Below are 25,283 nucleotides of genomic sequence, written 5' to 3' on the forward strand. Positions count from 1 at the left end.
AACAATCATTTATTATGGCTACAATAACTTTAAAAGGAAACGAAATGCATACTAGCGGTAACTTACCCGCAATTGGTCAAAAAGCACCTGATTTTGAATTAGTAAATACAGATTTGTCAATATCTCGACTATCTGACTACAGAGGTTCAAAAGTTATTTTGAATATTTTCCCTTCGGTGGATACAGGTATATGTGCTGCTTCGGTAAGAGAATTTAATAAAGAGGCGAGTAACTTAAAAAATACTAAAGTTTTGTGTATATCGAGAGATTTACCTTTTGCACAAGCTCGATTTTGCGGAGCAGAAGGTTTAGAAGATGTTATCAATAGTTCAGACTTTAGAGATGGTAAATTTGGAAAAGACTATGGAGTAGAAATTACAGATGGTCCGATGAAAGGATTGCATTCTAGAGCAGTTGTAGTACTTGATGAAGAGGGTGTAGTGGCCTATACAGAGCAGGTGCCAGAAATAGTTCAGGAGCCAAATTATGCAGCAGCCCTAAAAACACTGTCTTAGGATATTAGCACATAATGAGTAAAGTTTCTGATTTTATATTAGGTAGGTTGCGTGGTTGTGGTTATGCCTTGAAAGGAGCATTGCTGTTACTAAAAACTGAACCAAGTATCCAAGTTCAGGCCGGAATTGCTGTTATTATAACGATACTAGGTTTTTATTTTCAAATTACTACAACGGAGTGGATGTTGCAAATTTTTGCCATCGGATTGGTAATGAGTATTGAAGGTGTTAATACTACTGTAGAAGCAGTTGCAGATTTCATACATCCTGACTTTCATGATAAAATTGGTTTTATAAAAGATGTTGCTGCAGGAGCGGTTTTTATAGCTGCTGTCATAGCCGTTATTATAGGATTGATTATTTATATACCTTACTTTGTTTAGAAAATTTTTCAGGCATTTTTACGTTCCAATATAGATATTCGTATTTTTGCGATAAGACATTCAAAAAATGGCTAAAAGAAAGGTAAGTACAAAAAGGAAAACAACTAAAAATAAAACTTCATTAAGAGAAAAATTTACATTATCAAGACAGCAAAAAGTTGTTTTGGGTAGTTTTTTATTCTTTTTGGGGATAGGTTTATTTTTTGCTTTTATTTCATTTTTCTTTAATTGGAAAATTGATCAGAGCGAAATATCACAATTCTATAACAGAACATCATCGCCCAAAAACTGGTTAAGCAAATTTGGAGCAGTAGTAAGTCATTTCTTTATTTTTAAAGGTTTTGGTATTTCTGCATTAGTAATCCCGTTTTTAACCTCATTGACAGGTGTATATCTGTTCTTTGATTTAAACAAAAGAAAATTAGCCGGATTTTGGTTTTGGGGAACTTTGGTAATGATATGGGTTTCAGTTGTTCTTGGATTTACAAAAAGCGAAAATGGTCTGATGGCCGGAATAATTGGATACGAAACCAATGATTTCTTACAAGACTATATAGGGTTTATTGGAACGGTACTCGTTCTTGCATTCTTTGCGATTGTATATATAGTAGTACGTTTGCGATATACCCCAGAAAAACTTACAGCATCTATAAAAAACACACAAAAAGCTATCGCAAAGGATTTTGACGAAACTCCAAAAACAAATAATGGTCATTCAATACCAACGCCGGTTCCGAGTACAGATGAATCAACAAGTTCTGGTATTAAAGAAAAAATTGATGCAATCATAGCCAGGTCCAAGGAGAAAGTCAAAAAGAGTGAAGAAAAAAGCGCTAGCCCTATTGTTGAAAGTGTTAAAAAAGAAGAGAATACTAATGAAGTTACCTTAAATCCTACGATTAATGACTTTTACGGTAATCCAAAAAATAGAGATTCTGAAATCCCTGAAAAAATAATAATAAAATCTGAAGATAATCCAGAGGATATTGCAATGGAAGTTGAAACAACTGTTGAAGAAGAAGTTGTAAAAAACTTGAGCAATAAATTGGTCAAAGATTTTGGAGAGTTTGATCCAAAATTAGAACTTGGTAATTATAGGTTTCCAACCATTGATTTACTAAAGGATTATACAGCTAATGCTGGAGGAATCACAATTGATCAAGGAGAGTTAGAAGAAAATAAAAACAGAATTGTTGAGACTCTTAAAAATTATAAGATTGAGATTGCTCAAATTAAAGCTACAGTAGGTCCTACAGTTACATTATATGAGATTGTTCCAGAGGCTGGAATACGTATTTCTAAAATTAAAAACTTAGAAGATGATATCGCATTATCTTTGGCGGCCTTAGGGATTCGTATAATTGCGCCAATACCAGGAAAAGGAACCATTGGTATTGAGGTTCCTAACAAAAATGCTACCATTGTATCAATGAGATCAGCTATTGCATCACCCAAGTTTCAAAATGCTGAAATGGAATTACCGTTATCCCTTGGTAAAACAATCTCTAATGAAACATTTGTAGTCGATTTAGCTAAAATGCCTCACCTTCTGATGGCAGGAGCAACAGGACAAGGTAAATCGGTAGGGCTTAATGCAATACTAACCTCTTTATTGTATAAAAAACATCCAGCCGAAGTAAAGTTTGTACTTGTCGATCCTAAAAAAGTAGAACTTACGCTCTTTAACAAGATCGAACGTCATTATCTTGCTAAATTACCCGATACAGAAGAGGCAATAATTACAGATAATACTAAAGTAATTAATACCCTTAACTCTCTTTGCATTGAGATGGATGCTCGTTATGATCTGCTAAAAAATGCAATGGTTCGAAATATTAAAGAGTATAATACAAAATTTAAGGCTAGAAAGCTTAATCCCGAAAATGGGCATAGATTTTTACCCTATATTGTATTAGTTGTAGATGAGTTTGCTGATCTTATTATGACGGCCGGTAAAGAGGTTGAAACACCAATAGCTAGGTTAGCCCAACTAGCCCGAGCAATAGGAATACATTTGATTATAGCAACACAACGACCATCGGTTAATGTGATTACGGGTATGATTAAAGCTAATTTCCCTGCACGAATCGCATTTAGAGTAACTTCTAAAATAGATTCACGTACCATTCTTGATACAGGTGGAGCAGACCAATTAATAGGTCGTGGGGATATGTTGTATACACAAGGAAATGATATTATTAGGATTCAATGTGCATTTGTTGATACCCCGGAAGTAGAAAAAATCACCGAATATATTGGCAGCCAGAAAGCATATCCTGATGCACACTTATTACCAGAATATGTAGGTGAAGAAAGTGGCACAAGTCTTGATATAGATAAAAGCGATAGAGATAAACTCTTTAATGAAGCTGCCGAAGTAATCGTTACAGCGCAACAAGGATCTGCATCTCTGTTACAAAGAAAATTAAAGCTAGGATACAATCGAGCTGGTCGATTAATAGATCAGTTAGAAGCTGCTGGTGTTGTTGGTCCTTTTGAAGGTAGTAAAGCCAGACAGGTTTTAGTTCCTGATTTAGTTTCACTCCAACAATTATTGGAGCAAGAATAAAATAATTTAGTTTAAAGATAATAGCAATTAAAGAAAAAATAATGATAAAAAAGGCAATACTTTTACTGTTTTTACTAGGAATTACCACCGCACAAGCCCAAAGTGCTAAAAGTCTTTTAGATGAGGTTTCTAAAAAGGTTAAAGGATATACTAATATTGTGATAAGCTTTAAATATGCCCTTAATAATCCAACAGAAAATGTATCTCAGGAAACTAGAGGAGATGTAACATTACAAGGAAATAAATACCTTCTTAGCCTAATGGGAACTCAACGAATGTATGATGGCAAAAAAATATACGTTATTATCCCTGAAGATGAAGAGATAAATATATCATCTCAAGATGAAGAAGATGCCAATAGTATAACACCTTCTAAAATGTTAACTTTTTATGAAGAAGGATATTCGTATAAAATGGATGCCGTTAGGGATTTAAATGGAAGAAAAATTCAATTCATTAAATTGACTCCAATTGATTCTAAAAGTGATTTAAAAGAAATATTACTTGGTATTGATAAGCAAACTAAGCATATTTACAAAATGGTTCAGAAACTTAACAATGGAACTAATGTTACTTTTACCGTAAATAGTTTTAAAACGAATCAACCAATTTCTGAAACATTATTTAAGTTTGATGAATCAAAATATGAGAATTACTATATAAATCGTCTAGATTAGAACGGTTCTTTTCATAAAGAAAGATTTAATATTAAGACAGTTACATAATTTTATGTATGTTTTTCAAAGAACGAGTATTAAAATATACGCGTTCTTTGATTTTTAGTAAACATGTCCAATATAAGATAATTCGGAAATACAAAACTTGTGAAAATTCTTGACAGATATATTTTAACTACATTTTTAAAGACATTTTTTCCGCTCTTTATTATTATTATGTTTATCCTTTTATTGCAGACTATATGGCTGTTTATATCAGAATTAGCAGGTAAAGATTTAGATTTTTCTGTCATTCTAAAGTTTTTAACCTTTGCTACGCCAAGACTAATTCCCATGGTATTGCCACTGACAGTTTTATTAACCTCTATTATGATTTTCGGAAATTTTGCTGAGAATTATGAGTTTGCGGCAATGAAATCTTCAGGTATTTCTCTTCAAAGAGCAATGAGAACATTGTCTGTTTTCATATTTTTTGTAGGTATAGGTGCATTTCTCTTTTCTAATACAGTTATTCCTGCGTCAGAAAAACGATTTATTAATCTCAGAAAAAATATAGTTAAGGTTAAACCCGCTATGGTAATTACTCCCAATCAATTTAATGATCTGGGAGATATAAATATTAAAGTCGCCGAAAAGTACGGTGATAATGATGAATTTCTCAAAGATATTATTATTCATAAAAAAGCCGCTCGACCTGGTAATTTTACAGTAATTAAAGCCGTAGATGGAGAGCTAAAAGGAAGTGTTAACTCTGATTTGGTGACATTGGTGCTTAATGATGGTAATTATTATGATGAAATTCAACCAAAATCGGCAAAGAGAAGAAAAAAACTCCCTTTTGCTAAGACCCACTTTAAGCAGTACGTTCTTAATATAGATTTGTCTTCTTTAGATAATGTGGATATGGATGAACAACAATATCATAAAGGATATAATATGCTTAATGTAAATGAGCTAAGTAGTGAGATCGATACCTTGTCTATACATGTTAATAATAGTGTTACTGCTGTAATAAATAATATAGAAAGAAGAAACGGATTAAAGGACATCAATAAGAATATAAAATATGCGGCACAACAGAGTACTGTATCAACGGATATCATAGATTTGAAAGATCATTTTGATACAGGACAAAAATTACAAATTTATAAGCTGGCATATTCTAATACTGATGGAATCATAAGAAACATTAATACTACATTTAGAAATCAAGTTGTTAGAAAGAGAGCTTTAAATAAATACGAGATGTCACTACATGATAAATATGCTCTGGGTATTTCTTGTATTTTATTATTTTTTGTTGGCGCACCATTAGGAGCAATTATAAGAAAAGGAGGTTTAGGTCTACCAATAGTTATAGGCGTTGTACTATTTCTTACTTATCATTTCATTGGGATTTTTGCAAAAAATAGTGCTGAAGAAGGAGGGGTTCCTCCATTTATAGGTTCGTGGTTAGCTACATTTATTATATTTCCACTTAGTATATTTTTAACATACAGAGCTACTACAGATCAAGGGATTTTTAATCTAGATGTATTTATTCAACCGATAAGAGATTTCTTTATAAAACGAGTATCTAAATCTAAGAAGTAGCGTTCTTTTTAGATATCTTTGTGAAAATTTTTTAAGCTAACACTACTATGTCGCAGATTACTGAGACCAAAAAAAAGATCAAGTTGAATACAATCCAGGAAGCTATTGAAGATATCCGTCAAGGAAAAGTTATTATTGTTGTTGATGATGAAGATCGAGAAAATGAAGGAGATTTTCTAGCCGCTGCAGAAAAGGCTACGCCAGAGATGATCAATTTTATGGCTACTCATGGTAGAGGCCTTATTTGTGCTCCTTTAACAGAAAATCGTTGCGAAGATTTGAAGTTGAATATGATGGTGGGTAATAATACTGACCCTATGGAAACTGCTTTTACGGTTTCTGTTGATCTAAAAGGAAACGGGGTTACTACAGGGATATCCGCAAGTGATAGAGCCAATACGATTTTAGCATTAACAGACCCAGATACCAAACCTCATGAGTTGGCACGTCCAGGTCATATATTTCCTTTAAAAGCTAAAGAAGGAGGAGTGCTAAGAAGAACCGGACATACCGAAGCTGCTATTGATTTTGCTCGATTGGCTGGTCTTAAACCGGCCGGTGTTATTGTTGAGATAATGAATGAAGATGGCACTATGGCTCGTTTACCTCAATTGTTAGAGGTTGCTAAAAAATTCGACCTTAAACTGGTCTCAATTGAAGATCTTGTGGCATATCGTATGCAACACGATTCATTAATTGATAAAAAAGAAGATTTTGATATTGTAACACGCTTTGGTAAATACAGGCTTAGAGCGTATAAACAAACTACAAATAATCAAATTCATATTGCATTAACCCTAGGTAGCTGGAATGATAATGAACCGGTTCTCACCCGAGTTAACTCTACATTATATAATAATGACATTCTGGGGACTTTAACTAACAATGCTGATAAGAGATTGGACGCAATGTTTCAGCGTATAAATAATGAAGGCAAAGGCGCCATACTCTTTATTAATCAAGAAAGTCAGTCTTTAAATCTCTTAAGTCGTTTAAGCGCTTTAAAAGAAATTCAGGATGGCGATAGTGTAATAAAAGCTCCAAAGATTATTATGGACTCCAAAGATTTTGGTATCGGAGCACAGATATTACATGATATCAATATTCATAAACTACGTTTAGTTTCGAACACTGTTCAACAAAAACGTGTAGGGATGATTGGATATGGATTAGAAATTGTTGAATATGTAGAATACTAAATTAATTTAGTATTTCTACACTACACTCTGTATAGCATCTACCATTTTTGAAGCTCTGTCTTTGACCTCAATTTCTGTCCAGCTTAATTTGATTAAGCAAGAGATTGTTCTTCCCATCCAGGCATCACTTGCATCAAAAGATTTGTTATTTTTTTGTAAGCCTGTTTGTATTTCTTTAGATAATGTATTCAAAGATTTTGGCTCCAATAAGTGCTCCCATTTTTTGTAGTAATGCCAGTTATTATCATACCAATAAAAACAAGCATCTACGCCATGTGCTCCTAGGGCTTTATGAGCCTTTCTGGCGATATCTTCTGAAGGTAAGAATATACTTAAGAAAGCGTAGCTTTCAACCCCCATTTCAGGTACTCGTCTAAAAGTCACTTCAGGAATTGATGATAGGGCATCCCGTAAAATTGTATAGTTCTTTTCCTGAACAGCGATGGTATGATCTAATTTTCTCAATTGCGCTATACCTACGGCAGCATTTAGCTCCGATAATCTATAATTGTATCCTAAAAATGGATGTGTTTCTGCTCCGCGGTCATTGCCAATATGATCATGGCCATGATCTTGATATTTATGGGCTCTGTCTGCATACGTTTCAGAGTTAGTAATAATTCCGCCACCTTCTCCGCATGTTACAGTCTTTACATAGTCAAAAGAAAAGCAACCTAAATCACCATAACTCCCAAGTGGCTTACCATCATAGGTTCCGCCAATAGCCTGGCAGGCATCTTCTAATAAAATAAGGTTGTGTTTATCGCTAATAGCTTTTAGAGCTTTAAGATCGGCCATTGATCCGCACATATGAACCGGCATTATGGCTTTTGTTTTTGCAGTAATCGCAGCTTCAACTGCTTTTGGATCCAGAGTTAATGTGTCATCGATGTCGCATAAGATGGGAGTAGCTCCAACTGATAATATTGCTTCAAAACTTGCTACAAAAGTGAATGTAGGCATGATTACCTCATCACCTGATCCAATACCAGCACATGCCAAAGCTACAGTTAATGCTGCCGTACCGCTAGATACTACTTGAGCATATTTACTTTGCATTTTTTTTGCCAGATCATTCTCTAACTCTAATGCTTTATGATGACCATTTCTCATAGGATCAAATCCATATCGCATTAAAACTCCATTATCTAATACATCCTGAACCTCTTTTTTTTCTTCGGCACCAAATAATTCAAATCCTGGCATAACTGTAGTGTTAAAATTAAAAACTCCTTTCGGCAAAAGTACCGAAAAGAGTTTTGATTTTCCTGTTGCTATTTTATATTTTTTTGAGTATTACTATCTAAATACCTGTGATTACTATTTATAAAAACAAAAATGCAGCATTATATAGTAATTATAGTATCCTTAATAGATCTTCTTACCTTTTTAAATTCAGAAAACATATCATCATGTGCTCGATATCCCACCGGTAACACAAGTACAGAAGTAAGTCCATGGTTACTTAGATTTAGTATTTCATTATATTTTTCAGGAATAAAGCCTTCCATCGGGCAAGCATCTATTTCTTCTACAGCACATACCGTAAGTAAATTTCCCATTGCCAAATACGCTTGTTTTGATGCCCAGTTATGTATTTCTTCTTCTGGTTTGTTTTTAAATGAATCCACTAACTGATCTTTAAATGGTTTTAGTATTTCATCAGGAGTATTTCGAGTAGTTTTTACATTGTCAAAATATTTGGAAATATAGTCTTCTCCAACAGCATTTTCAATACAAAATACCAATACATGAGATGCATCGGCAACTTGTTGTTGATTCCAGGAATGCTCTGTAAGCTGTTTTTGAAGCTCTTTGTTTTTGATCACTACTAATTTTAAGGGTTGCAACCCGTATGAAGTAGCTGTTAAGTTAAATGCCTCGATGAGGGTATCGATTTTTTCTTGTGGAAGTATTTTTGTACTATCAAATTTTTTAGTTGCATAACGCCACTGCAAACTTTCTATAATATTCATTCGATTTTTTTTAAATGTATGGTAAAGATACTATGATAAGATTTATCTTTAACTTCATAATAATAAGAAAAAATTATACAGGATTATATGAATACTATAGACGAGTTAATAAGTAAATCTGAAACCAGAATTTTTAAAGCCGTTTTTCCGAATACCACAAATCATTATGAAACTCTTTTTGGAGGCACAGCACTGCAACTCATGGATGAAGTTTCATTTATATGTGCAACTCGTTTTAGTAGAAAAAAAGTAGTAACAATATCTTCGGATAAAGTTGATTTTGAAAAACCTATCCCTGAAGGAACTATTGTTGAGTTGGTGGCTAAAGTTTCTAATGTTGGCAGAACAAGTTGTGTCGTAGATGTTCAGATATACAAAGAAGATATGTATAGTTTTGATAGAGAACTCGCCGTAAAAGGCTCTTTTAAATTTGTTGCTATAGGCAATGATAAAAAACCAATTCCGATTGTATAAATGTATTATATAAAAAAGGCGTATGAAACTCATATGCCTTTTGTAGTGTTTTATGTTTTATGCCGTATTAACGTTGCGTTAATTCCTTAATTTTAATTCTAAAGGCCGCAAAGATTAGTGTCATAAAAGGGCTGAGCCAATTAAAAATGGCAAAAAAGAAGTAATCTGCAACAGGAACTCCTAATACACCACTTTGGTATGCACCACATGTGTTCCACGGAATAAGAACAGAAGTTACCGTTCCAGAATCTTCAAGAGTTCGACTTAAATTTTCTGGTGCCAGGCCTTTATCTTTAAATGCTTTGGCATACATTCTACCAGGTACTACAATAGCGAGATATTGATCAGAAGCAGTAACGTTCAATGCAAGGCAAGTTGCTACAGTACTGGCAAAAAGTCCAAAAACAGAATCAAAAGCATTCAATAAAGCTTTACTTATTTTGGCTAATGCTCCTATAGCATCCATGACACCTCCAAAAACCATTGCACAAACAATTAACCATATAGTGCCAAGCATTCCCGACATTCCACCTGCAGAAAACAGATCATTAAGCTCTGCATTACTGGTTTCTACAGCTGTATCCACTGTTATGGCTTTCATTACCCCCATATAAGCAGAATTAAAAGTTAATTCTGTACTGCCTGCAATATTCATTACGATATCGGGTTGTGCAATAATTGCTGCTATTCCTCCTAATAATGTTCCGGCCAGAAGTGCAATTAATGGAGGAGTTTTTTTAATAATCAACCCAATCACTAATAATGGGACTATAAACAACCATGGAGTAATATTAAAAGCATCTTTTATGGCACTTAATTGTTCATCGATTTGCGGAGTACCAGAAGTATCAATAGCAAATCCAATAATAATAAAAACGATAAGGGTTATGGTTATAGTTGGAACTGTAGTATAAGCCATATATTTTATGTGCGAAAAAAGTTCTCCACCAGCCATTGCCGGGGCAAGGTTTGTAGTGTCTGAAAGTGGGGACATTTTATCACCAAAATATGCTCCTGAAATTACTGCTCCTGCTGTCATTCCTAAAGAGATTCCTAAGGTGTCACCTATTCCAATAAGTGCAATACCCACTGTAGCCGATGTAGTCCAGGAACTACCCGTAGCAATAGATATGATAGCACAAATAATCACACATGCTGCTAAAAAGATAGTAGGATTCAAAATTTGCAATCCATAATAAATCATTGTCGGTATAATACCACTAATTAGCCATGTACCTGCTAACGAACCAACCATTAATAATATTAGAAGTGCGCCTGTAGTGGATTTTACATTTCTTGCAACCTCTTCCATCATTTGTTTGTAAGTAACTTTATTAAAAAAACCGACCATTGCAGCTACTGCAGCACCTAGCAATAAGATGAATTGGTTACTGCCACTTAAAGCATCATCCCCAAATAGATAAACGTTAAAAAATAACATACCTACTAGGATCACTACTGGCAATATTGCCTCCCAAATGTTTAACTCTTTGTTCTCAATAATATTTTCGTTTTGGGGATCAGTAGGAGTGATGTTTTGACTTTCCATATGTTGTATTCGAAATTTTATGGATGTAATGTTACGATATTAATAAAATTTATGCAACGTATAGCCAGAGTTTAATTCATTCATAAATAGGTTTTATAATTTAGTACGATTTATAAATCACATTTTAACGATAAAATATGCTTTTTGCCGATAAAGTAAGTTTTATTGATATTCAATTTTAATGCAAAAACGATTCTCTATATTATTTTTGACCTGTGAAAGAATAAGAAAAAGAAGAATTAGAATTGTTTGTTTGATTGATTGTTTAGACTTTTTTTGTCCCCAAGACAAAATAATTCCCCCCGAATTAAGTCACCCCAAAACTTTAAAACCCCGGTTATCCGGGGTTTTTTGTATTCCACTAAATCAGGAGTATAGCTTACGAAATATATTGGAAAAATACATTTAATCGATTTAATTTGTTTTTAGTCGACAAAAACTAGGTTTTTTGCCTTGCTTTTTATAGGGTAAACACTTGATTATATTACTTTTGAAAGGAATTAGAAAAAGTAAGAGAAAAATTGGAATTGTTTTTTAACTTTTTTTGCCCTAAGTGATATAATACCTCAAATTATGGTCACACTAAACTTATGAGCCTCGGTAGTCCGAGGCTTTTTTTATGGTATAGAAATTAGGTGAAATTTTGAAATGTTAAATAATAGCATATTTGGTTATGATCACAATTTAAATGATGAGGTTTTCATTTTTTATGCTGAAATTAGCTTAAAAGTCAAAGAGATGCATACCAATCTATATAAAGGTTTTGAATTATTTTTTCTTTTCGTTTTGCTTCCTATAAGTTTTCTGCTTAGTTATTCTATTATTTTTAAAATTGTGTTTACAATAATTGGTTTTGTATATATATTACTAATACTTAGGAGAAAAGGGTTACTAAAATTGAGGTTACCTAATAAGGAGTATTGGAAACCTTTTTGGAGAGAAACCATTGTTAAAATAGCAATCATCGTTGTAGTTACGGGCTTGTATGTATTTTTTGTTGCGCCAGATAAACTTTTTTCAGTGCTGCTTAAAAGACCAGAATTGTGGGTAATGATTTTGTTTATTTATACGTTTTTATCTGTTTGGCCGCAAGAAATTATTTATAGAACATTTTTTTATGAACGCTATGAAGGATTGGTTAAAAACAAGTGGCTGTTTATCTTTATAAACGCAATTCTTTTTTCTTTGGCTCATCTCTTTCTAAAGAGTTTTTTAGTACAAGTGCTCACTTTTATCGGGGGTGTGTTATTTGCATATACTTATCAAAAAACAAAGTCGACCACTTTAGTCTCTGTAGAGCATGCAATTTATGGTAATTGGCTTTTTACGGTTGGTATGGGAGAGATGTTAGCGTTTCCTGGGGCAGGTTAACGATTCAAATATTCTATTAATAGTTGTACCGCTTTTCCGCGATGGCTGATTTTATTTTTTTCAGATAGTGGGAGCTCTGCAAAGGTTTCAGAATACCCTTTAGGCCAAAAGATAGGATCATATCCAAAACCACCAGTGCCCTTTTTTTCTTTTGTAATTTCACCTTTGCATATTCCGGTAAATGTTTCAAGCTGGTTATCAATAGTTAGGGCAATGACTGTTTTGAATTGAGCAGTACGATGTTCTTTTTTATCCAATTCAAGTAAAAGTTTATTCATGTTTGCATCCGCATCTTTTGATTCACCAGCATATCTTGCCGAATATACTCCTGGAGCGCCATCTAAACTTTCGACTTCTAATCCAGTATCATCAGCAAAACAATTATATCCATATTTTTCTTTAACATAATTGGCTTTTAGGATAGCGTTACCTTCAATAGTTGTCGAAGTTTCAGGAATATCTTCTTTACAACCAATATCAGTAAGACTCAATAATTCAATTCCCGAAGGAACCAAGGCTTGTACTTCTTTTAGTTTATTACGATTATTTGTAGCAAATACGAGTTTCATCTAAGTAATAAAAATAATTTGTGTCGCTTAACTTTTTTGGGGATTTCAACCATCAACAAATCTAAGCTTCTGCATCAAAACTTGTTATCCACTTTCCTTGAACCTTGAGTACTTGTTCGATTACATCCCTCACACAACCTTTTCCTCCTTTTTTATACGATATGTATTTAGAAACTTCTTTGATTTCTGCAACAGCATCTTGCGGGCATGTTGGTAACCCGATGATTTGCATTACCGGCATATCCGGAATATCATCACCCATATAGAGCACATTTTCGGCTTTGATATTCTTATTTTCGAAATACTCATTGAGTTGTTCTACTTTTTGATGCGCCCCAAGATAAATATCTGGGATCCCTAAATTTTTTAATCGCTGTCGTACACCTTCATTCTTTCCTCCAGAAATAATACATACATTATATCCTTGTTGTACAGCAGTTTTAAGTGCATAACCGTCTTTAATGTTCATAGTTCTCAGAAGTTCTCCATTGGTGTTAACCAAAACGGTTCCGTCAGTTAATACGCCATCTACATCAAAAATAAATGTTGTGATGTGCTGTAGATATTCTTTATAGCTTTTTTCCATATTTAGATTGTATAGCCTTTGTAAGGGTTTGATATAATTCTTTTTGTGTTGTATCAGATAAAAATTTTATGTGTCGATTAATAGTTTTATGATCATTACGTATTGCGGGGCCTGTTTGTGCATTATCAGGATTCATTGTTGCAATTTTATCTGCAGTTTCTCTAATTAATGGATGCAATATTTCAAAAGGAATATCATTATCCGAACAAATGTCATTTCCGATAGAAAATAAGTGATTTGTAAAATTATTTACAAACACAGCGGATACATGAAGAGCATTACGTTGTTGTGATGATATTTTATAAAGTTTTTGAGATAAAGTAACTCCCAGTTCTTTTAAGAGGTTATAATCTTTTTCGTTTTCGGCTTCTAAACAAAATGGAATAGTACTAAAATCAACCGTTTTATCTTTACTAAATGTTTGTAGAGGGTAGAAAACACCTTTACGATTTGAACTATGTATAGTATCCATAGGAACACTACCAGAGGTATGTACGACCAATCGATTTGTAAAAGGCAGATTAGAAGAAACTTCCTCAATGGCATCATCGCTGATCGCTAATATATAGATATCTGCGTCCACAAGTTCGGTTAGCGTATTGGTTACCAACTCTTTTTTTTGATCAGGATGTAGCTTTGATCCTTTACGATTATAGCATTGTATAACCTCAACAGAGGTTTGATTGCACAAAGCAGTATATAAATGTTGAGCTACATTTCCGGCACCAAGTAGTACGACTCTAATCATTTGGCTAAAATAAGCAAGTTCCTTTTAAAAATTAAAGAAGATTAACACTTCTGTTAAAACCCGTAAATCAAAAGCCGATAATTATACTTTATCCTGCTAAAAACACTAAATTTGCCGAGCTAAAAAAGAAAGATTATTATGCAGGATAAGCTTATAAGCATTTTGTTCTCAACACGATTAATGGCAGTTTTATTTATTGTTTTTGCAGCATCTATGGGAGTAGGTACTTTCTTAGAGGATGCTTATGGTACTACTGCGGCCAGAATATGGATATATAATACCTGGTGGTTCGAAGCCATTATGGTGTTTTTTGCTATTAATTTTTGTGGAAATATTGTTAGGTACAGACTGTATAAAAAAGATAAATGGGCTACATTATTACTTCATTTATCGTTTATCTTAATTATTGTTGGTGCTTTTGTAACAAGATATATTAGTTATGAAGGAGTAATGCCTATTAGAGAAGGGGAGACCACGTCTACTTTTCTTTCTGAAAAAACATATCTAACGGTATTTTTGGATGGTGAAATTAATGGAGAACCTCGCAGGCGTATTCTCTCTGAAGCTTTAGAACTTGCCGAAGCTGCCGATAATCATTTTACGATACAGACTGATTATAATCAACAACCCGTTACAATTGCATATAAAAAGTTTATCCAAGGAGCAGAAATGGGGTTAGTTCCTTCTGAAGACGGAAAAAATTATTTAAAGATTGTAGAGGCAGGAGACGGCAATCGACACGATCATTTTCTTGAAGAAGGAGAAGTAGCTAACATTCATAATGTGTTGGTTGCATTTAATAAACCCACCCAAGGAGCTATCAATATTACCTATACCGATGATGATGACTATTTTATAGAGTCTCCTTTTGAAGGATCTTATCTGCGTATGGCAGATCAAAAACAAGGATTAGTTTTTAAAGATAGTGTACAGCCTTTAATACTAAGGTCACTCTATCAAACTGCCGGAATGCAGTTTGTGATTCCTGAGCCGGCAATGAAAGGAAAATACGATATCGTACCTATCGAAATTAAAGATAAAGGTCAGGAAGATGCATTAATTTTAGAAGTCACTACCAAAGAAGAAACTAAAGAAGTAAAATTACTTGGAGGGAAGGGGTATAATAATGATATGATGAAACTTTCTCTTGGAGGTTTAGATATGTATTTTGGTTATGGATCTAAACAATTAGAATTACCTTTTTCATTAAAATTAAATGATTTTATAGCAGAAAAATATCCAGGAACACAAAATGTCTATAAATCTTTTAAAAGCAAGGTAGATATCGTAGAAGAAAATTCTTCACGCCCATATGATATATATATGAACCATGTGTTAGACCATAAAGGATATCGATTTTTTCAAGCATCTTTTGATCCAGACGAAAAAGGAACCGTATTATCTGTAAATCATGATCGATGGGGTACCTGGATTACCTATGCAGGTTATATGTTATTGTATCTTGGGTTGATGTTAATTCTTTTTACAAAAGGATCACGTTTTAAAGATCTCGAGGTGATGTTAAACAAAGTAAAGTCTAAAAAGAAAACGCTATCTGTATGGCTTGCCATTGGTATATCAACATTTTCTTTTGCACAAAATCAACCAAATCATAGTACGCATCTACAAACCCTACCCAGCAAATCGCAATTAGATTCGGTTATTAAAACCAATGCTGTAGATGCCGAGCACGCGGCTAAGTTTGGTAGTATTGTGATCCAGGATGAACGAGGGCGAATGAAGCCTGTAAACACATTTTCTTCAGAATTACTACGTAAACTAAGTAAAAAAGATACCTACGAAGGCTTAAGTGCAGATCAGGTATTTGTATCTATGGTAGAAAATCCATATATCTGGTATAGTATTCCTTTGATAGAATTACAGCGAGAAAATGATAGTATTCGTAAAATATTAGGTGTTCCTAAATCAGAAAGAAGAGTTTCTCTTATTGATCTTGTCGAGCCTGACGGGACCTATAAATTGACTCCATATCTGGAACGGGCAAGTAGTACCAACACCCCGAGTAGTTTTGAAAAGGATTTCTTAAAAACCCACGAAAAATTTTACCTGCTTAATCAGGCATTAGGCGGTGGGATTCTTAGAGTCTTTCCGGTACCGGGAGATGAAGGGAATAAATGGGTTTCTCCACCAGAGTTAAACGAATACAAGTTTACGGGGATGGATTCTGTATATACCCGACAGATTATTCAGATTTATAGACAATCGCTTTTTGAAGCAAAAAAAACAGGGGATTATAGCAAACCAGATCAATATGTGGAAAGCATAAAAAGTTTCCAGAAAAAATTTGGAAGCGAAGTACTGCCAACTGATAAAAAGATCAAAGCTGAAATTGCACTAAACAAATATGACATCTTTAGAACCTTATATCGATATTATGGATTGATCGGGTTGTTTTTAATGATTTTTGTAATTGTTAGAATTTTTAAAGAGTCTAAAATAATCAGAGGGCTCATTAACGGAACCATCGGTTTGGTAATTTTGCTCTTTATTTTGCATACCGCCGGATTGATTATACGCTGGTATGTATCTGGTCATGCTCCATGGAGTGATGCCTATGAGTCTATGATTTATGTTGCCTGGATGACACTGGCCATTGGGTTGGCTTTTGGTAAAAGAAGTAACCTCACCATAGCTGCAACTACGTTTGTGGCAGCAATTATCTTATTTTTTGCACATCAAAACTGGACCGATCCAGCCATCGCAAACCTACAACCTGTATTAGACTCGTATTGGGTGTTAATACATGTATCTATCATTGTTGGGAGCTACGGGCCATTTTTTGTGGGAGCAATTTTAGGAATCCTTTCTTTACTCCTCATGATTTTGACTACAGAATCTAATAAGAAAAGAATGGATCTTAATATCAAAGAGATTACAATTATAAACGAAATGGCATTGACCATTGGACTGGTGATGCTTACAATCGGAAACTTCTTAGGGGGTATGTGGGCCAACGAGAGTTGGGGTCGTTATTGGGGTTGGGATCCAAAAGAAACCTGGGCTTTGGTTAGTATTATGGTGTATGCCTTTGTAATTCATATGCGATTAGTCCCGGGGTTAAGAGGCAGATGGTGGTTTAATTTTGCATCTATACTTGCTATCTACAGTGTGTTGATGACTTATTTTGGAGTAAACTTTTATCTGAAAGGGTTACACTCTTATGCCAGTGGGGATAAAGTAGTAACACCTAATGCAGTTTTTTATTCGATAGCTTTTTTAGTGGTATTGGGGGCTTTTTCATATTGGAGAAACAATGTGCACTACAAGAAGAAAAAAGAAGCGACTGCTTAAAATCTTTGATGTATAGTCTAAAATGTGTTAATAGTGGGGTGATATTTGACGATGTGCAGATATAGAGTAACCCATGTATTTAATACATAAAAGAGTGTAGCATAGCCATGGTTTTTAAACCGTATTATACTATGTGTCCTAAATTTTACTTTTTATAGTAGCCCCTAAATGTATTGTGGTCAACATATATTGTGATTCCCGTATATACTTTTTTGTCTCCTCTATTTTATAACGACACTATAGTCGTAATTTTAAGAGTTGGATTGATCTGAGAAATAATAGTGATGCTTTTATCATTTTTATGAATCACTTTAGTTTCGGGGATATCAGGTATTTCTACTTCGTTATTTGCATAGATTGTATTTTGATTGGGTTCTAGAGGCTTGTGTATTGGGTGATTTGATCTTAAATATACAGATAATGGCCTGGGCCTAAAATCGATAAGCCAGCTAATCAGTTCTAAGTTGGCTGGTGTTGTTGATTTTGTTTCTCCTGTTAAAAAATTTACAATTGGTTTAAACTTGTCTCCCTTAGTGCGTTCGATGGCATAGAGTTTATTCTCTCCTTCTTTAAACTTAAAAAAGCGATTTAAAATCCCCTCGTCATAACTACCTTTTCTACGATTAAGCAGCCATATACAGGCTTCTTTTATTTGTTTTCTCGTAGGTTTTAGAAGGTAGCTGCTCATCTCGCCACCTTTTTCTTTTCTGTACTTTTCAAGAATCTCATTCTTGTACGTTAGACTTGTTTTTTGGTTCATAGCTATTCAAATTATTGGAATCTTTAAGCTTTTTGCGGAATCTTTGGAATCTCTGGAATCGTTTATAAAACAACCTGCAAAGTCTTCCTAAATTCACATAGTAACTAGTTCCGGTTATACTTTGCTAACATAGCAAATGTATCAACCCAGTTTTTACGGAAATCCGTAACACAGTAGTAAATGGTCAAATTGGAAAGTTACCAAAGACTACTGTTTACGATTTCAACTTTCCGAAAATCAAAGGAGTACTCCCGATTACCTAACGGTTACTGATGATCAAAATATCTGGAAAAAAAATCCGGACAGTAACCCCTTTGTTAAATCCGAAAAAAGAAAAAATCATGAAAACTATATTTTATATACTAATCGCCCTATGTATGACCACAAGTTTTACCGCTTGTACCGCAGATAACATTGCCGATAACGAAGCTCCGGCTATTGATGAAGTTGCTACTACAGGAGAAAATGGACAAATGGAAGATGAGGATGAAGGTTAAAATTTAATGGTATAGAAATCAAACTATTATTAAATCTGGTCTGTATGTTTATATCCAAATATGCAGACCAGATTTAATTTAGTAATTTTGGGGAATGAAACTTTGGCGCGTCAATTCCCCTTTTTTTATTTTGGTAGGGGTTATAATTTTATATAGTATATCTTCGGTTTTTGGTCAACAACAGACAAAAATTACTAATTCACGACAAGAGATAGATAGTAGTTCTCTATATTATGCTTTAAGTGATAAGGACTCATTATCATTTTCTAAACGGTTACAGTACATAGCTTCTTTTTTGGACAGAGTTTATTTGGATAAACAAGATTCATTGATTTATTTAGGATTAATGCGGAAAACAAAGTTATTTGGAAAAATAAGAAGTTACGATAGTGCTTTTGTTTATTCTCAAAAATTATATGATTTGGCTCAAGAAAATCGAGATACGATTTATATGATAAAGGCATATACTAAACTGGGACTTTACCATAAAAAAAACAATCAATTAGCTGAAGCCTTTAAATATTATAATGAAGCTTTTAAGATTTCTAGATTAGTTAATGATAGTATTGAATCAGGAGCAAGTTTACTTCAAATGTCAAATATTCAGGTAACTTTAGGTGATTATTCTGGGAGTAAGACGACTGCAATTGATGGGGTTAAATACATAGAGAATACTCCAGATATTAAGCGCCTTTCGGGGTTATATCATATAATTTCAGTTTCTAATTTAGAACAAAAAAACTATAATGAGGCATTGAGGTATAATCAATTGGCTCTTGATCTTGGCAGTGATAGTATTTCTTCTAAAATCATAGGTAAGAATTATATGTTAGTTTTTAAAAATACACAAGCTAATATATTTGCAGATCAAAAAAATTATAAAAAAGCAATATCTATTCTTTCTGGTTTAAAAGATAATTTAGTAATCCAAAATAACAAATATGAGTATGCCCGGGTATTAGATAATTTAGGGCATGTGAAATGGCTTCAAAATAAAGAGAATACAGAATCTCAAAAATTACTTCGAGATGCTTTAAAAATACGCAATGAAATAAATGACACTGGTGGATTAATAGCTAGTAATATCCACCTTACTAAATATTATTTAGATAAAGAAGAAGAATCAAAAGCATTGCATTTTGCGGAAGAAGCTTATAAAAATGCCTTAGAGTTAAAAAGCCTAACCTCAATCATTGAAGCTCTGGGTTTTGTATTTCAGCTTAAAGACAATACTAATGAGGAAGCCAAGGTGTTTAATGAAACTTATCATAAGCTAAGCAAAATCAACCAAAGCAACCGCGAGATCTATGCCGTAACCAAGTATGAAAATGATAAACTCACCAACGAAAATTTAATCCTAAAGGCAGAAACGGCAAAAAAAGATCGAGAAAAAATTATCTATCTTTTTGGCACCATTATCCTATTGCTGGCAGCTGGATTGATCTTTTATTTGCTTCAGCAACGACATAAAAGAGAAAAAATACGGGATGTTTTTAATGCCGAAACCCGTATTTCAAAAAAAATTCATGACGAGCTGGCCAACGATGTATATCATGTGATGAATACCATTCAAAATAATACCGATGATCATGAAGTATTGGACAGATTAGAGGATATTTATAGCAGAACTCGAGATATTTCCAGAGAAAATAGCAGTTTTGATATTGGAGAAAATTATGCGCAAGAACTTAGCGGAATGCTAAGTAGTTATAGCTCTTATGATACAAAAATTATTATCAAAGATATTGATGACATTAATTGGCAAGCTGTAAAACCCGAAAAAAAAATCGTGATACATCGCATTATACAAGAGCTAATGATCAATATGAAAAAACATAGCCAGGCAAGCCTTGTTGCGATCACTTTTAGAAAAAAAGGTAAAAAAACTGCGGAAATTAGTTATGCTGATAATGGGGTGGGAGTCGATAAAAATGAAATTTTTTATAGTAATGGACTCCAGAATGCGGAAAACCGTATAAATTCAATTGGTGGATCATTTATCTTTGACTCAGAGAAAGGAAAAGGCTTTAAAGCCAAAATATTTTTCCGAGTTAAGTAAAATGAAAAGCTTATGTTCAAGAAAATTTTGATCACAGAAGACCTTGGGAGTATCAATCATGGGATTGCCAATATCCTTTATGAAAGAACCGGAGTTGATAATATCCAACAAGCACAGTATTGCGATGAGGGGTACCTTAGATTTAAACGCGCCCATAAAGACAAAGATCCTTTTGATCTTATGATTACTGATCTATCGTTTAAGACAAGTCACAGAGAGCGAGAAATGAGCTCAGGCGTGGAGCTAATTGAGGCTGCAAGGGCATTACAACCCGATATAAAAATTATTGTATACTCTATGGAGGATCGCCCCGGAAAAGTAAAATCATTTTTTACCGATCAGCATATCAACGGATATGTATGCAAGGGTCGAAAAGGTTTAAATGAATTAGTAAAATCGGTTGATGAAGTATACAGAGGCAATACCTACCTGTCTCCGCAGTTAGAAAATGCAATGAGTAAGAATAATGTTTTTGAACTCAAGGACTATGATATTTTATTGCTAAAACATTTATCAGATGGCCTTACTCAAGAGCAAATAGGAGAGTATTTTAAGAAAAATCAAATATCACCTCATAGTGTAAGTTCTATAGAAAAACGATTGACCAAACTGAAATATAATTTTAAAGCCAAAAACTCAATCCACCTGGTAGCAATGACCAAAGATTTAGGGCTTTTATAACAATACGTTCTTGCATATATAAAACTTTGGCGAGCCGATATGCAAGCATTGGATTTAGATTATAATCCATAAAAAAAACCGAGATGCCTCGGTTTTTTTGTTTGTGATATATGGATATTAATTAAGTATCATAAAAACTAATAGCTACTGTATTTAGAAAATATATCATTAAAGCCATTGCCAAAAAAATCGGGTTTAATTCTACAGAGAGTTTTCTAAAAAGTTTTATAAAAAAACTGGAATTCATCCTTCTTATTTTATTAAAAAGTTAGAAGAGCAAGAATAAAAATGTACAACTACTAAAGTTTTTGATAAGAAAATTACTGTTCTCGATAGTTCTGCTGAGGTTATCGAAGTACACTTCTCCTAAAGTCGAAGCATTCGAACTGACGTAATTTTCCTATATCGAATCCGTGTTGTTTTAATAGGTTGGTATTCAGTGTTTTGTGAATGTTTTTTACGATACCGAATTTATAAAACACGACCCCTTATTTTATAAATTACGACATACTTCTCTTGCAAATCACCTGTATTGCCTCATACTTTTGATCTCAACAAAAACGATTGTATGCACGCCTACCCACAACACCAAAAGCATCATTATTTAGCCGATATTTTACAGGCATTACACCTTACTATGGATCAGTTTATCTACAACCCGATACACCATAGTCATTATGAAACCATTCTCTTCCGTTGGATCCTCAAACTGTATCAAAAACAAACCCCTGCAGAACATGCCATACAAGTGATTTATATAACAAGAAATACGTTTGTACTAGAGGAGAGTATTGGTGTCAAAAATTAAGAAGGTAAAATGGAAGGGGTAATAAGTGGGTAAATATAAGTGGATAGCTTCTTTCTATGATGAGGATAATTTCTAACTACGAAGCATCTACGGTAAAGTAACAATTAAAAAGAAAGGGAAAACAATATGAATATTCTTATCAAACAAATAGAGCTTATAGAAAGAGTCGATAGATTGGTTCGTATGCAGGCTACGGGTACACCAGATGATTTTGCCTACAAACTTGGGATCTCAAAAACCAAGCTGTACCGTATCATAAATGTAATGAAACAACTTGGCGCTCCTATAGAGTATGATCATAACCTACAAAGTTTTGTGTATGAAAAAGCCGTAGGGTTTACCGTTGGTTTTTTTGATAAAGAACGTATGGGTGGACGCATGAGTGTTTGAGCTTACTTATAGAGATACTCATCTAGTTAGTATCTCCCCGAACATTGAGCGAAGCCGAAATGTGAGCGAAGTCATGATGTGAATGGAACCAAAATATTACAAACACAAACTTTAACATTTAGAACCCTCCCAGTATCGAAAAATGAAACTATGATGTCGTAATCTTGTATAAGAAATATCGTAATAACCTTAAAACCAAACCTATGATATACCAAACCTGTGAATAATAAATTTTCGTCAGTTTGAGTGCCAAATCTGTGATTTGGTGTATCGAAACAAGAAAATTTGGATTACACTATATTTCTCGATATGATTTTTTATAAAAAACTACTCGAAGAGACGTAGTTGTTCTTATTTATAATTCAGGATAATACATATTGAGAAAATAAAGTCTGAATACTCATATCTTAATACTCAATACTATACTAACAACCTTAAAGCCAGGCCTATGATATACCAAACCTGTGAATAATAAATTTTCGTTAGTTTGAGTGCCAAATCTGTGATTTGGAGTATCGAAAACAAGAAAATTTGGATTACTCTATATTTCTCGATACAATTTTTTTATAAAAAACCACTCGAAGAGACGTAGTTGTTCTTATTTATAATTCAGGATAATACATATTGAGAAAAAAGGTCTCTATACTCATATCTCAATACTCAATACTATACTAACAACCTTAAAACCAATGTATATGACAAACCAACGATCCCCTTAGACTTCGACTTCGCTCAGCCTAAGAATATAGTACGTACTGAGCGGAGCCAAAATGAGCGCACTTAGGCATTCACAAACACTTTGATGATCCTGACCGATTAAGAGGATAACTCTTAAGGTCATTATATACAGCAAAAAAACAATGGTTTTTTAGCTGTACAGGGATTTGTATACTCTGTTTTTAGATAAAAAATCAAGTACCAAAAATTCTAAAAAACATGAACTAAAAATCTCTCAATACTCAATACTAAGTACTCAGTACTACATAAATTAACTTTTAAAACAAATAAAAATGAACAAATCAAATCTTTTTGGGCTACTCTTGTTTGCCCTATGTTTTGTGTATCATAGTTATGCACAACCAACCTGTGATCAAAAAGCAGAAGATGTTTTACGCAACAAATCACAATTTCAGAACTTTCCTCCTGAGTTAATAGATGAACTGATCGAATATATCACTCCTTGTGCCGAAGAGTCTTATGGAAAAACCAATCCATCATCAGCTTATGCCAAGGGCTTACTTCATTTACAAAAAGGAGATTATACTACACTTTTTGGCAGACGTAAAGAACTATCCTATTTACACATTTTCAGGGCAGCATATTATAAATATCCTGCTGCTATGCTTACGCATGGGATCAACTTGTTAACCAATAAATATAAAGAGGAGTATTATATTAATTATGCTACCATATCTAATGATCTTGAAACCTTAATTACCCAGGATTATAAAAAGGATATTGCTCATTACATCCTTGGATATCTTAGCCTTAAAAACCTGGTATCTAATGATGATTTTACCAATACCAATTTAGTCAATAAAGCCAAGATGCATTTTGAAAGCAGTAACCACCCTATGGCAAAACACTGGCTGGCGATTATGCATTATTTTGGATATGGGGTGCCCAGAGATAAAGCGAAGGCTTTACAGATGTTATCTGATAATGATATCTTTAATAGTCAAACTCTAAAAGAATACCTACAACATCAAAATAACGATTGGATCCCGATCTCTGCCGAAGAGCGTTTAGCTTCTTTAGAAGGATATAGCACAAATTACGCCCCGGTTACTGTGATTGGAAGTGGAAAAACGACCTTTCAGGGGCATTTTATTGAGTATAACTGGCCGGCTACAGGAGTTGCAAGATATATCCCTGTAACCTTATCGATAACCGTTCGCGAAGAACATGATACGTATAGAAAAGTTAGGCTAGAATTAACTATGAATGGAGAAACCTTAATTAGTGACAACGATCTACGAAAAAATGGAACTCATAATAATGAGCTGTATATCAACTTTGGTCAGTTTTTACCACTCAGGCTTCCATCGCTAGAAAATATGATGCAGGACCATCCTGATAAAAATACCCATACCTACAGTATTAAAAGGCTATCTTTTAAAGAAGCAATAATAGATGGTAAGCAGGCCTTAATCGTAAAACCAGCATTCACCACAAAAATTGTAGAATTAAATGAAGAGGTGCATACTCCAATACGCATGGTGTTGTATCCAGAAGCACCCACGGCTACCATGGTCATTGCCGCTTCAACAGCTACAGACTTAAAGGAAGCTACTCCAATAGTTGTTGATAAAGATTTTGCTACGGTTTCTCCTAATCCTATAGGCGATCAGTTTAATATCACCTATACCTTACCCAGGGCTGTAGAAGTACAAACAGCTGTATATGATTTTTATGGTCAACAGCGTATACAAGTCCCTGGTAGAGTAAATACTGATAACGGAGAACAGACTATTACCATCGATAGCTCCAGGCTCCCTAGTGGTACGTATATCATACAAATGACCATAGACGGGAAGCCGTATAGTAAAATGGTCATCAAAGAATAA

22 protein-coding genes are annotated in these 25,283 nt (G+C 33.8%); 15 read left to right on the top strand and 7 right to left on the bottom strand.

All coding sequences use genetic code 11. The features are described 5' to 3' along the window. Positions 1-14 precede the first annotated feature (14 nt). The 6 genes from tpx to ribB all read left to right on the top strand — a co-directional run bounded on the left by tpx (position 15) and on the right by ribB (position 6,936). Positions 15-515, top strand: coding sequence for a thiol peroxidase (gene tpx / locus JJQ60_RS19725; RefSeq protein WP_201924148.1), 501 nt, complete (start codon positions 15-17; stop codon positions 513-515). A 14-nt stretch (positions 516-529) separates the two neighbouring features. After that, positions 530-898: a diacylglycerol kinase gene (locus tag JJQ60_RS19730; protein WP_201924149.1), complete on the top strand. Its 369-nt coding sequence runs from the start codon at positions 530-532 to the stop codon at positions 896-898. 67 nt (positions 899-965) lie between these two features. Beyond that, complete coding sequence (locus tag JJQ60_RS19735; RefSeq protein ID WP_201924157.1) at positions 966-3,467, top strand: FtsK/SpoIIIE family DNA translocase; 2,502 nt, start codon at positions 966-968, stop codon at positions 3,465-3,467. Positions 3,468-3,511: 44 nt separating this feature from the next. Then, positions 3,512-4,144: a LolA family protein gene (locus JJQ60_RS19740; protein ID WP_394369557.1), complete on the top strand. Its 633-nt coding sequence runs from the start codon at positions 3,512-3,514 to the stop codon at positions 4,142-4,144. A 147-nt stretch (positions 4,145-4,291) separates the two neighbouring features. Beyond that, positions 4,292-5,737, top strand: a complete 1,446-nt coding sequence (locus JJQ60_RS19745) for an LptF/LptG family permease (RefSeq protein WP_201924162.1) — start codon at positions 4,292-4,294, stop codon at positions 5,735-5,737. A 47-nt stretch (positions 5,738-5,784) separates the two neighbouring features. Next, complete coding sequence (gene ribB / locus JJQ60_RS19750) at positions 5,785-6,936, top strand: 3,4-dihydroxy-2-butanone-4-phosphate synthase (protein WP_201924164.1); 1,152 nt, start codon at positions 5,785-5,787, stop codon at positions 6,934-6,936. A 15-nt stretch (positions 6,937-6,951) separates the two neighbouring features. Here the strand turns inward: ribB and JJQ60_RS19755 are convergent, their stop codons facing one another. Together JJQ60_RS19755 and JJQ60_RS19760 are read right to left on the bottom strand one after the other, a co-directional pair. Then, entirely contained in the window at positions 6,952-8,142 is a 1,191-nt protein-coding gene (locus JJQ60_RS19755) for a DegT/DnrJ/EryC1/StrS family aminotransferase (RefSeq protein ID WP_201924166.1), read from the bottom strand. 140 nt (positions 8,143-8,282) lie between these two features. Then, positions 8,283-8,912, bottom strand: coding sequence for an NAD(P)H-dependent oxidoreductase (locus JJQ60_RS19760; RefSeq protein WP_201924168.1), 630 nt, complete (start codon positions 8,910-8,912; stop codon positions 8,283-8,285). A gap of 87 nt (positions 8,913-8,999) precedes the next feature. Between JJQ60_RS19760 and JJQ60_RS19765 the strand changes: the two genes are divergently transcribed. Further along, on the top strand, positions 9,000-9,386 hold the full coding sequence (locus tag JJQ60_RS19765) for an acyl-CoA thioesterase (protein WP_201924170.1): 387 nt from the start codon (positions 9,000-9,002) through the stop codon (positions 9,384-9,386). A gap of 67 nt (positions 9,387-9,453) precedes the next feature. On the opposite strand, the gene nhaC is transcribed toward JJQ60_RS19765, so the two are convergent. After that, complete coding sequence (gene nhaC, locus JJQ60_RS19770) at positions 9,454-10,935, bottom strand: Na+/H+ antiporter NhaC (RefSeq protein ID WP_201924172.1); 1,482 nt, start codon at positions 10,933-10,935, stop codon at positions 9,454-9,456. Between the two features lie 834 nt (positions 10,936-11,769). On the opposite strand from nhaC, the gene JJQ60_RS19775 reads away from it, so the two are divergent. Further along, complete coding sequence (locus tag JJQ60_RS19775) at positions 11,770-12,306, top strand: CPBP family intramembrane glutamic endopeptidase (protein ID WP_317194036.1); 537 nt, start codon at positions 11,770-11,772, stop codon at positions 12,304-12,306. On the opposite strand, the gene JJQ60_RS19780 is transcribed toward JJQ60_RS19775, so the two are convergent. The 3 genes from JJQ60_RS19780 to JJQ60_RS19790 all read right to left on the bottom strand — a co-directional run bounded on the left by JJQ60_RS19780 (position 12,303) and on the right by JJQ60_RS19790 (position 14,209). Further along, on the bottom strand, positions 12,303-12,875 hold the full coding sequence (locus tag JJQ60_RS19780) for a non-canonical purine NTP diphosphatase (protein WP_201924176.1): 573 nt from the start codon (positions 12,873-12,875) through the stop codon (positions 12,303-12,305). The two genes, JJQ60_RS19775 and JJQ60_RS19780, sit on opposite strands and share 4 nt — an antisense overlap. Positions 12,876-12,936: 61 nt before the next feature. Continuing rightward, a complete protein-coding gene (locus tag JJQ60_RS19785; protein ID WP_201924178.1) occupies positions 12,937-13,461 on the bottom strand; it encodes a KdsC family phosphatase in 525 nt (174 codons plus the stop codon). After that, positions 13,445-14,209, bottom strand: a complete 765-nt coding sequence (locus tag JJQ60_RS19790; protein WP_201924179.1) for a Rossmann-like and DUF2520 domain-containing protein — start codon at positions 14,207-14,209, stop codon at positions 13,445-13,447. Before JJQ60_RS19790 ends, JJQ60_RS19785 begins: the two co-directional genes overlap by 17 nt. A 138-nt stretch (positions 14,210-14,347) precedes the next feature. Between JJQ60_RS19790 and ccsA the strand changes: the two genes are divergently transcribed. Continuing rightward, the gene (gene ccsA / locus JJQ60_RS19795; protein ID WP_201924181.1) at positions 14,348-17,521 is read left to right on the top strand and encodes a cytochrome c biogenesis protein; all 3,174 of its coding nucleotides are present in this window, start codon (positions 14,348-14,350) and stop codon (positions 17,519-17,521) included. 226 nt (positions 17,522-17,747) lie between these two features. Here the strand turns inward: ccsA and JJQ60_RS19800 are convergent, their stop codons facing one another. Beyond that, the gene (locus tag JJQ60_RS19800; protein WP_201924182.1) at positions 17,748-18,281 is read right to left on the bottom strand and encodes a hypothetical protein; all 534 of its coding nucleotides are present in this window, start codon (positions 18,279-18,281) and stop codon (positions 17,748-17,750) included. A 341-nt stretch (positions 18,282-18,622) separates the two neighbouring features. Between JJQ60_RS19800 and JJQ60_RS19805 the strand changes: the two genes are divergently transcribed. From JJQ60_RS19805 to JJQ60_RS19830, 6 genes are all read left to right on the top strand, one after another. Next, positions 18,623-18,778, top strand: a complete 156-nt coding sequence (locus JJQ60_RS19805; protein WP_201924183.1) for a hypothetical protein — start codon at positions 18,623-18,625, stop codon at positions 18,776-18,778. Positions 18,779-18,872: 94 nt separating this feature from the next. Further along, entirely contained in the window at positions 18,873-20,837 is a 1,965-nt protein-coding gene (locus tag JJQ60_RS19810; RefSeq protein WP_201924184.1) for a tetratricopeptide repeat-containing sensor histidine kinase, read from the top strand. Positions 20,838-20,849: 12 nt separating this feature from the next. Next, on the top strand, positions 20,850-21,518 hold the full coding sequence (locus JJQ60_RS19815; RefSeq protein ID WP_201924185.1) for a response regulator transcription factor: 669 nt from the start codon (positions 20,850-20,852) through the stop codon (positions 21,516-21,518). Positions 21,519-22,086: 568 nt separating this feature from the next. Beyond that, positions 22,087-22,326, top strand: coding sequence for a hypothetical protein (locus tag JJQ60_RS19820; RefSeq protein ID WP_201924187.1), 240 nt, complete (start codon positions 22,087-22,089; stop codon positions 22,324-22,326). Between the two features lie 126 nt (positions 22,327-22,452). After that, a complete protein-coding gene (locus JJQ60_RS19825) occupies positions 22,453-22,716 on the top strand; it encodes a hypothetical protein (RefSeq protein WP_201924189.1) in 264 nt (87 codons plus the stop codon). 1,010 nt (positions 22,717-23,726) lie between these two features. Further along, positions 23,727-25,283 carry a T9SS type A sorting domain-containing protein gene (locus tag JJQ60_RS19830; RefSeq protein WP_201924191.1) on the top strand — a complete coding sequence of 519 codons (1,557 nt, stop codon included), beginning with the start codon at positions 23,727-23,729 and terminating at the stop codon, positions 25,281-25,283.

Source organism: Aquimarina mytili (assembly GCF_016735115.1).
GTDB classification, from domain to species: domain Bacteria; phylum Bacteroidota; class Bacteroidia; order Flavobacteriales; family Flavobacteriaceae; genus Aquimarina; species Aquimarina mytili.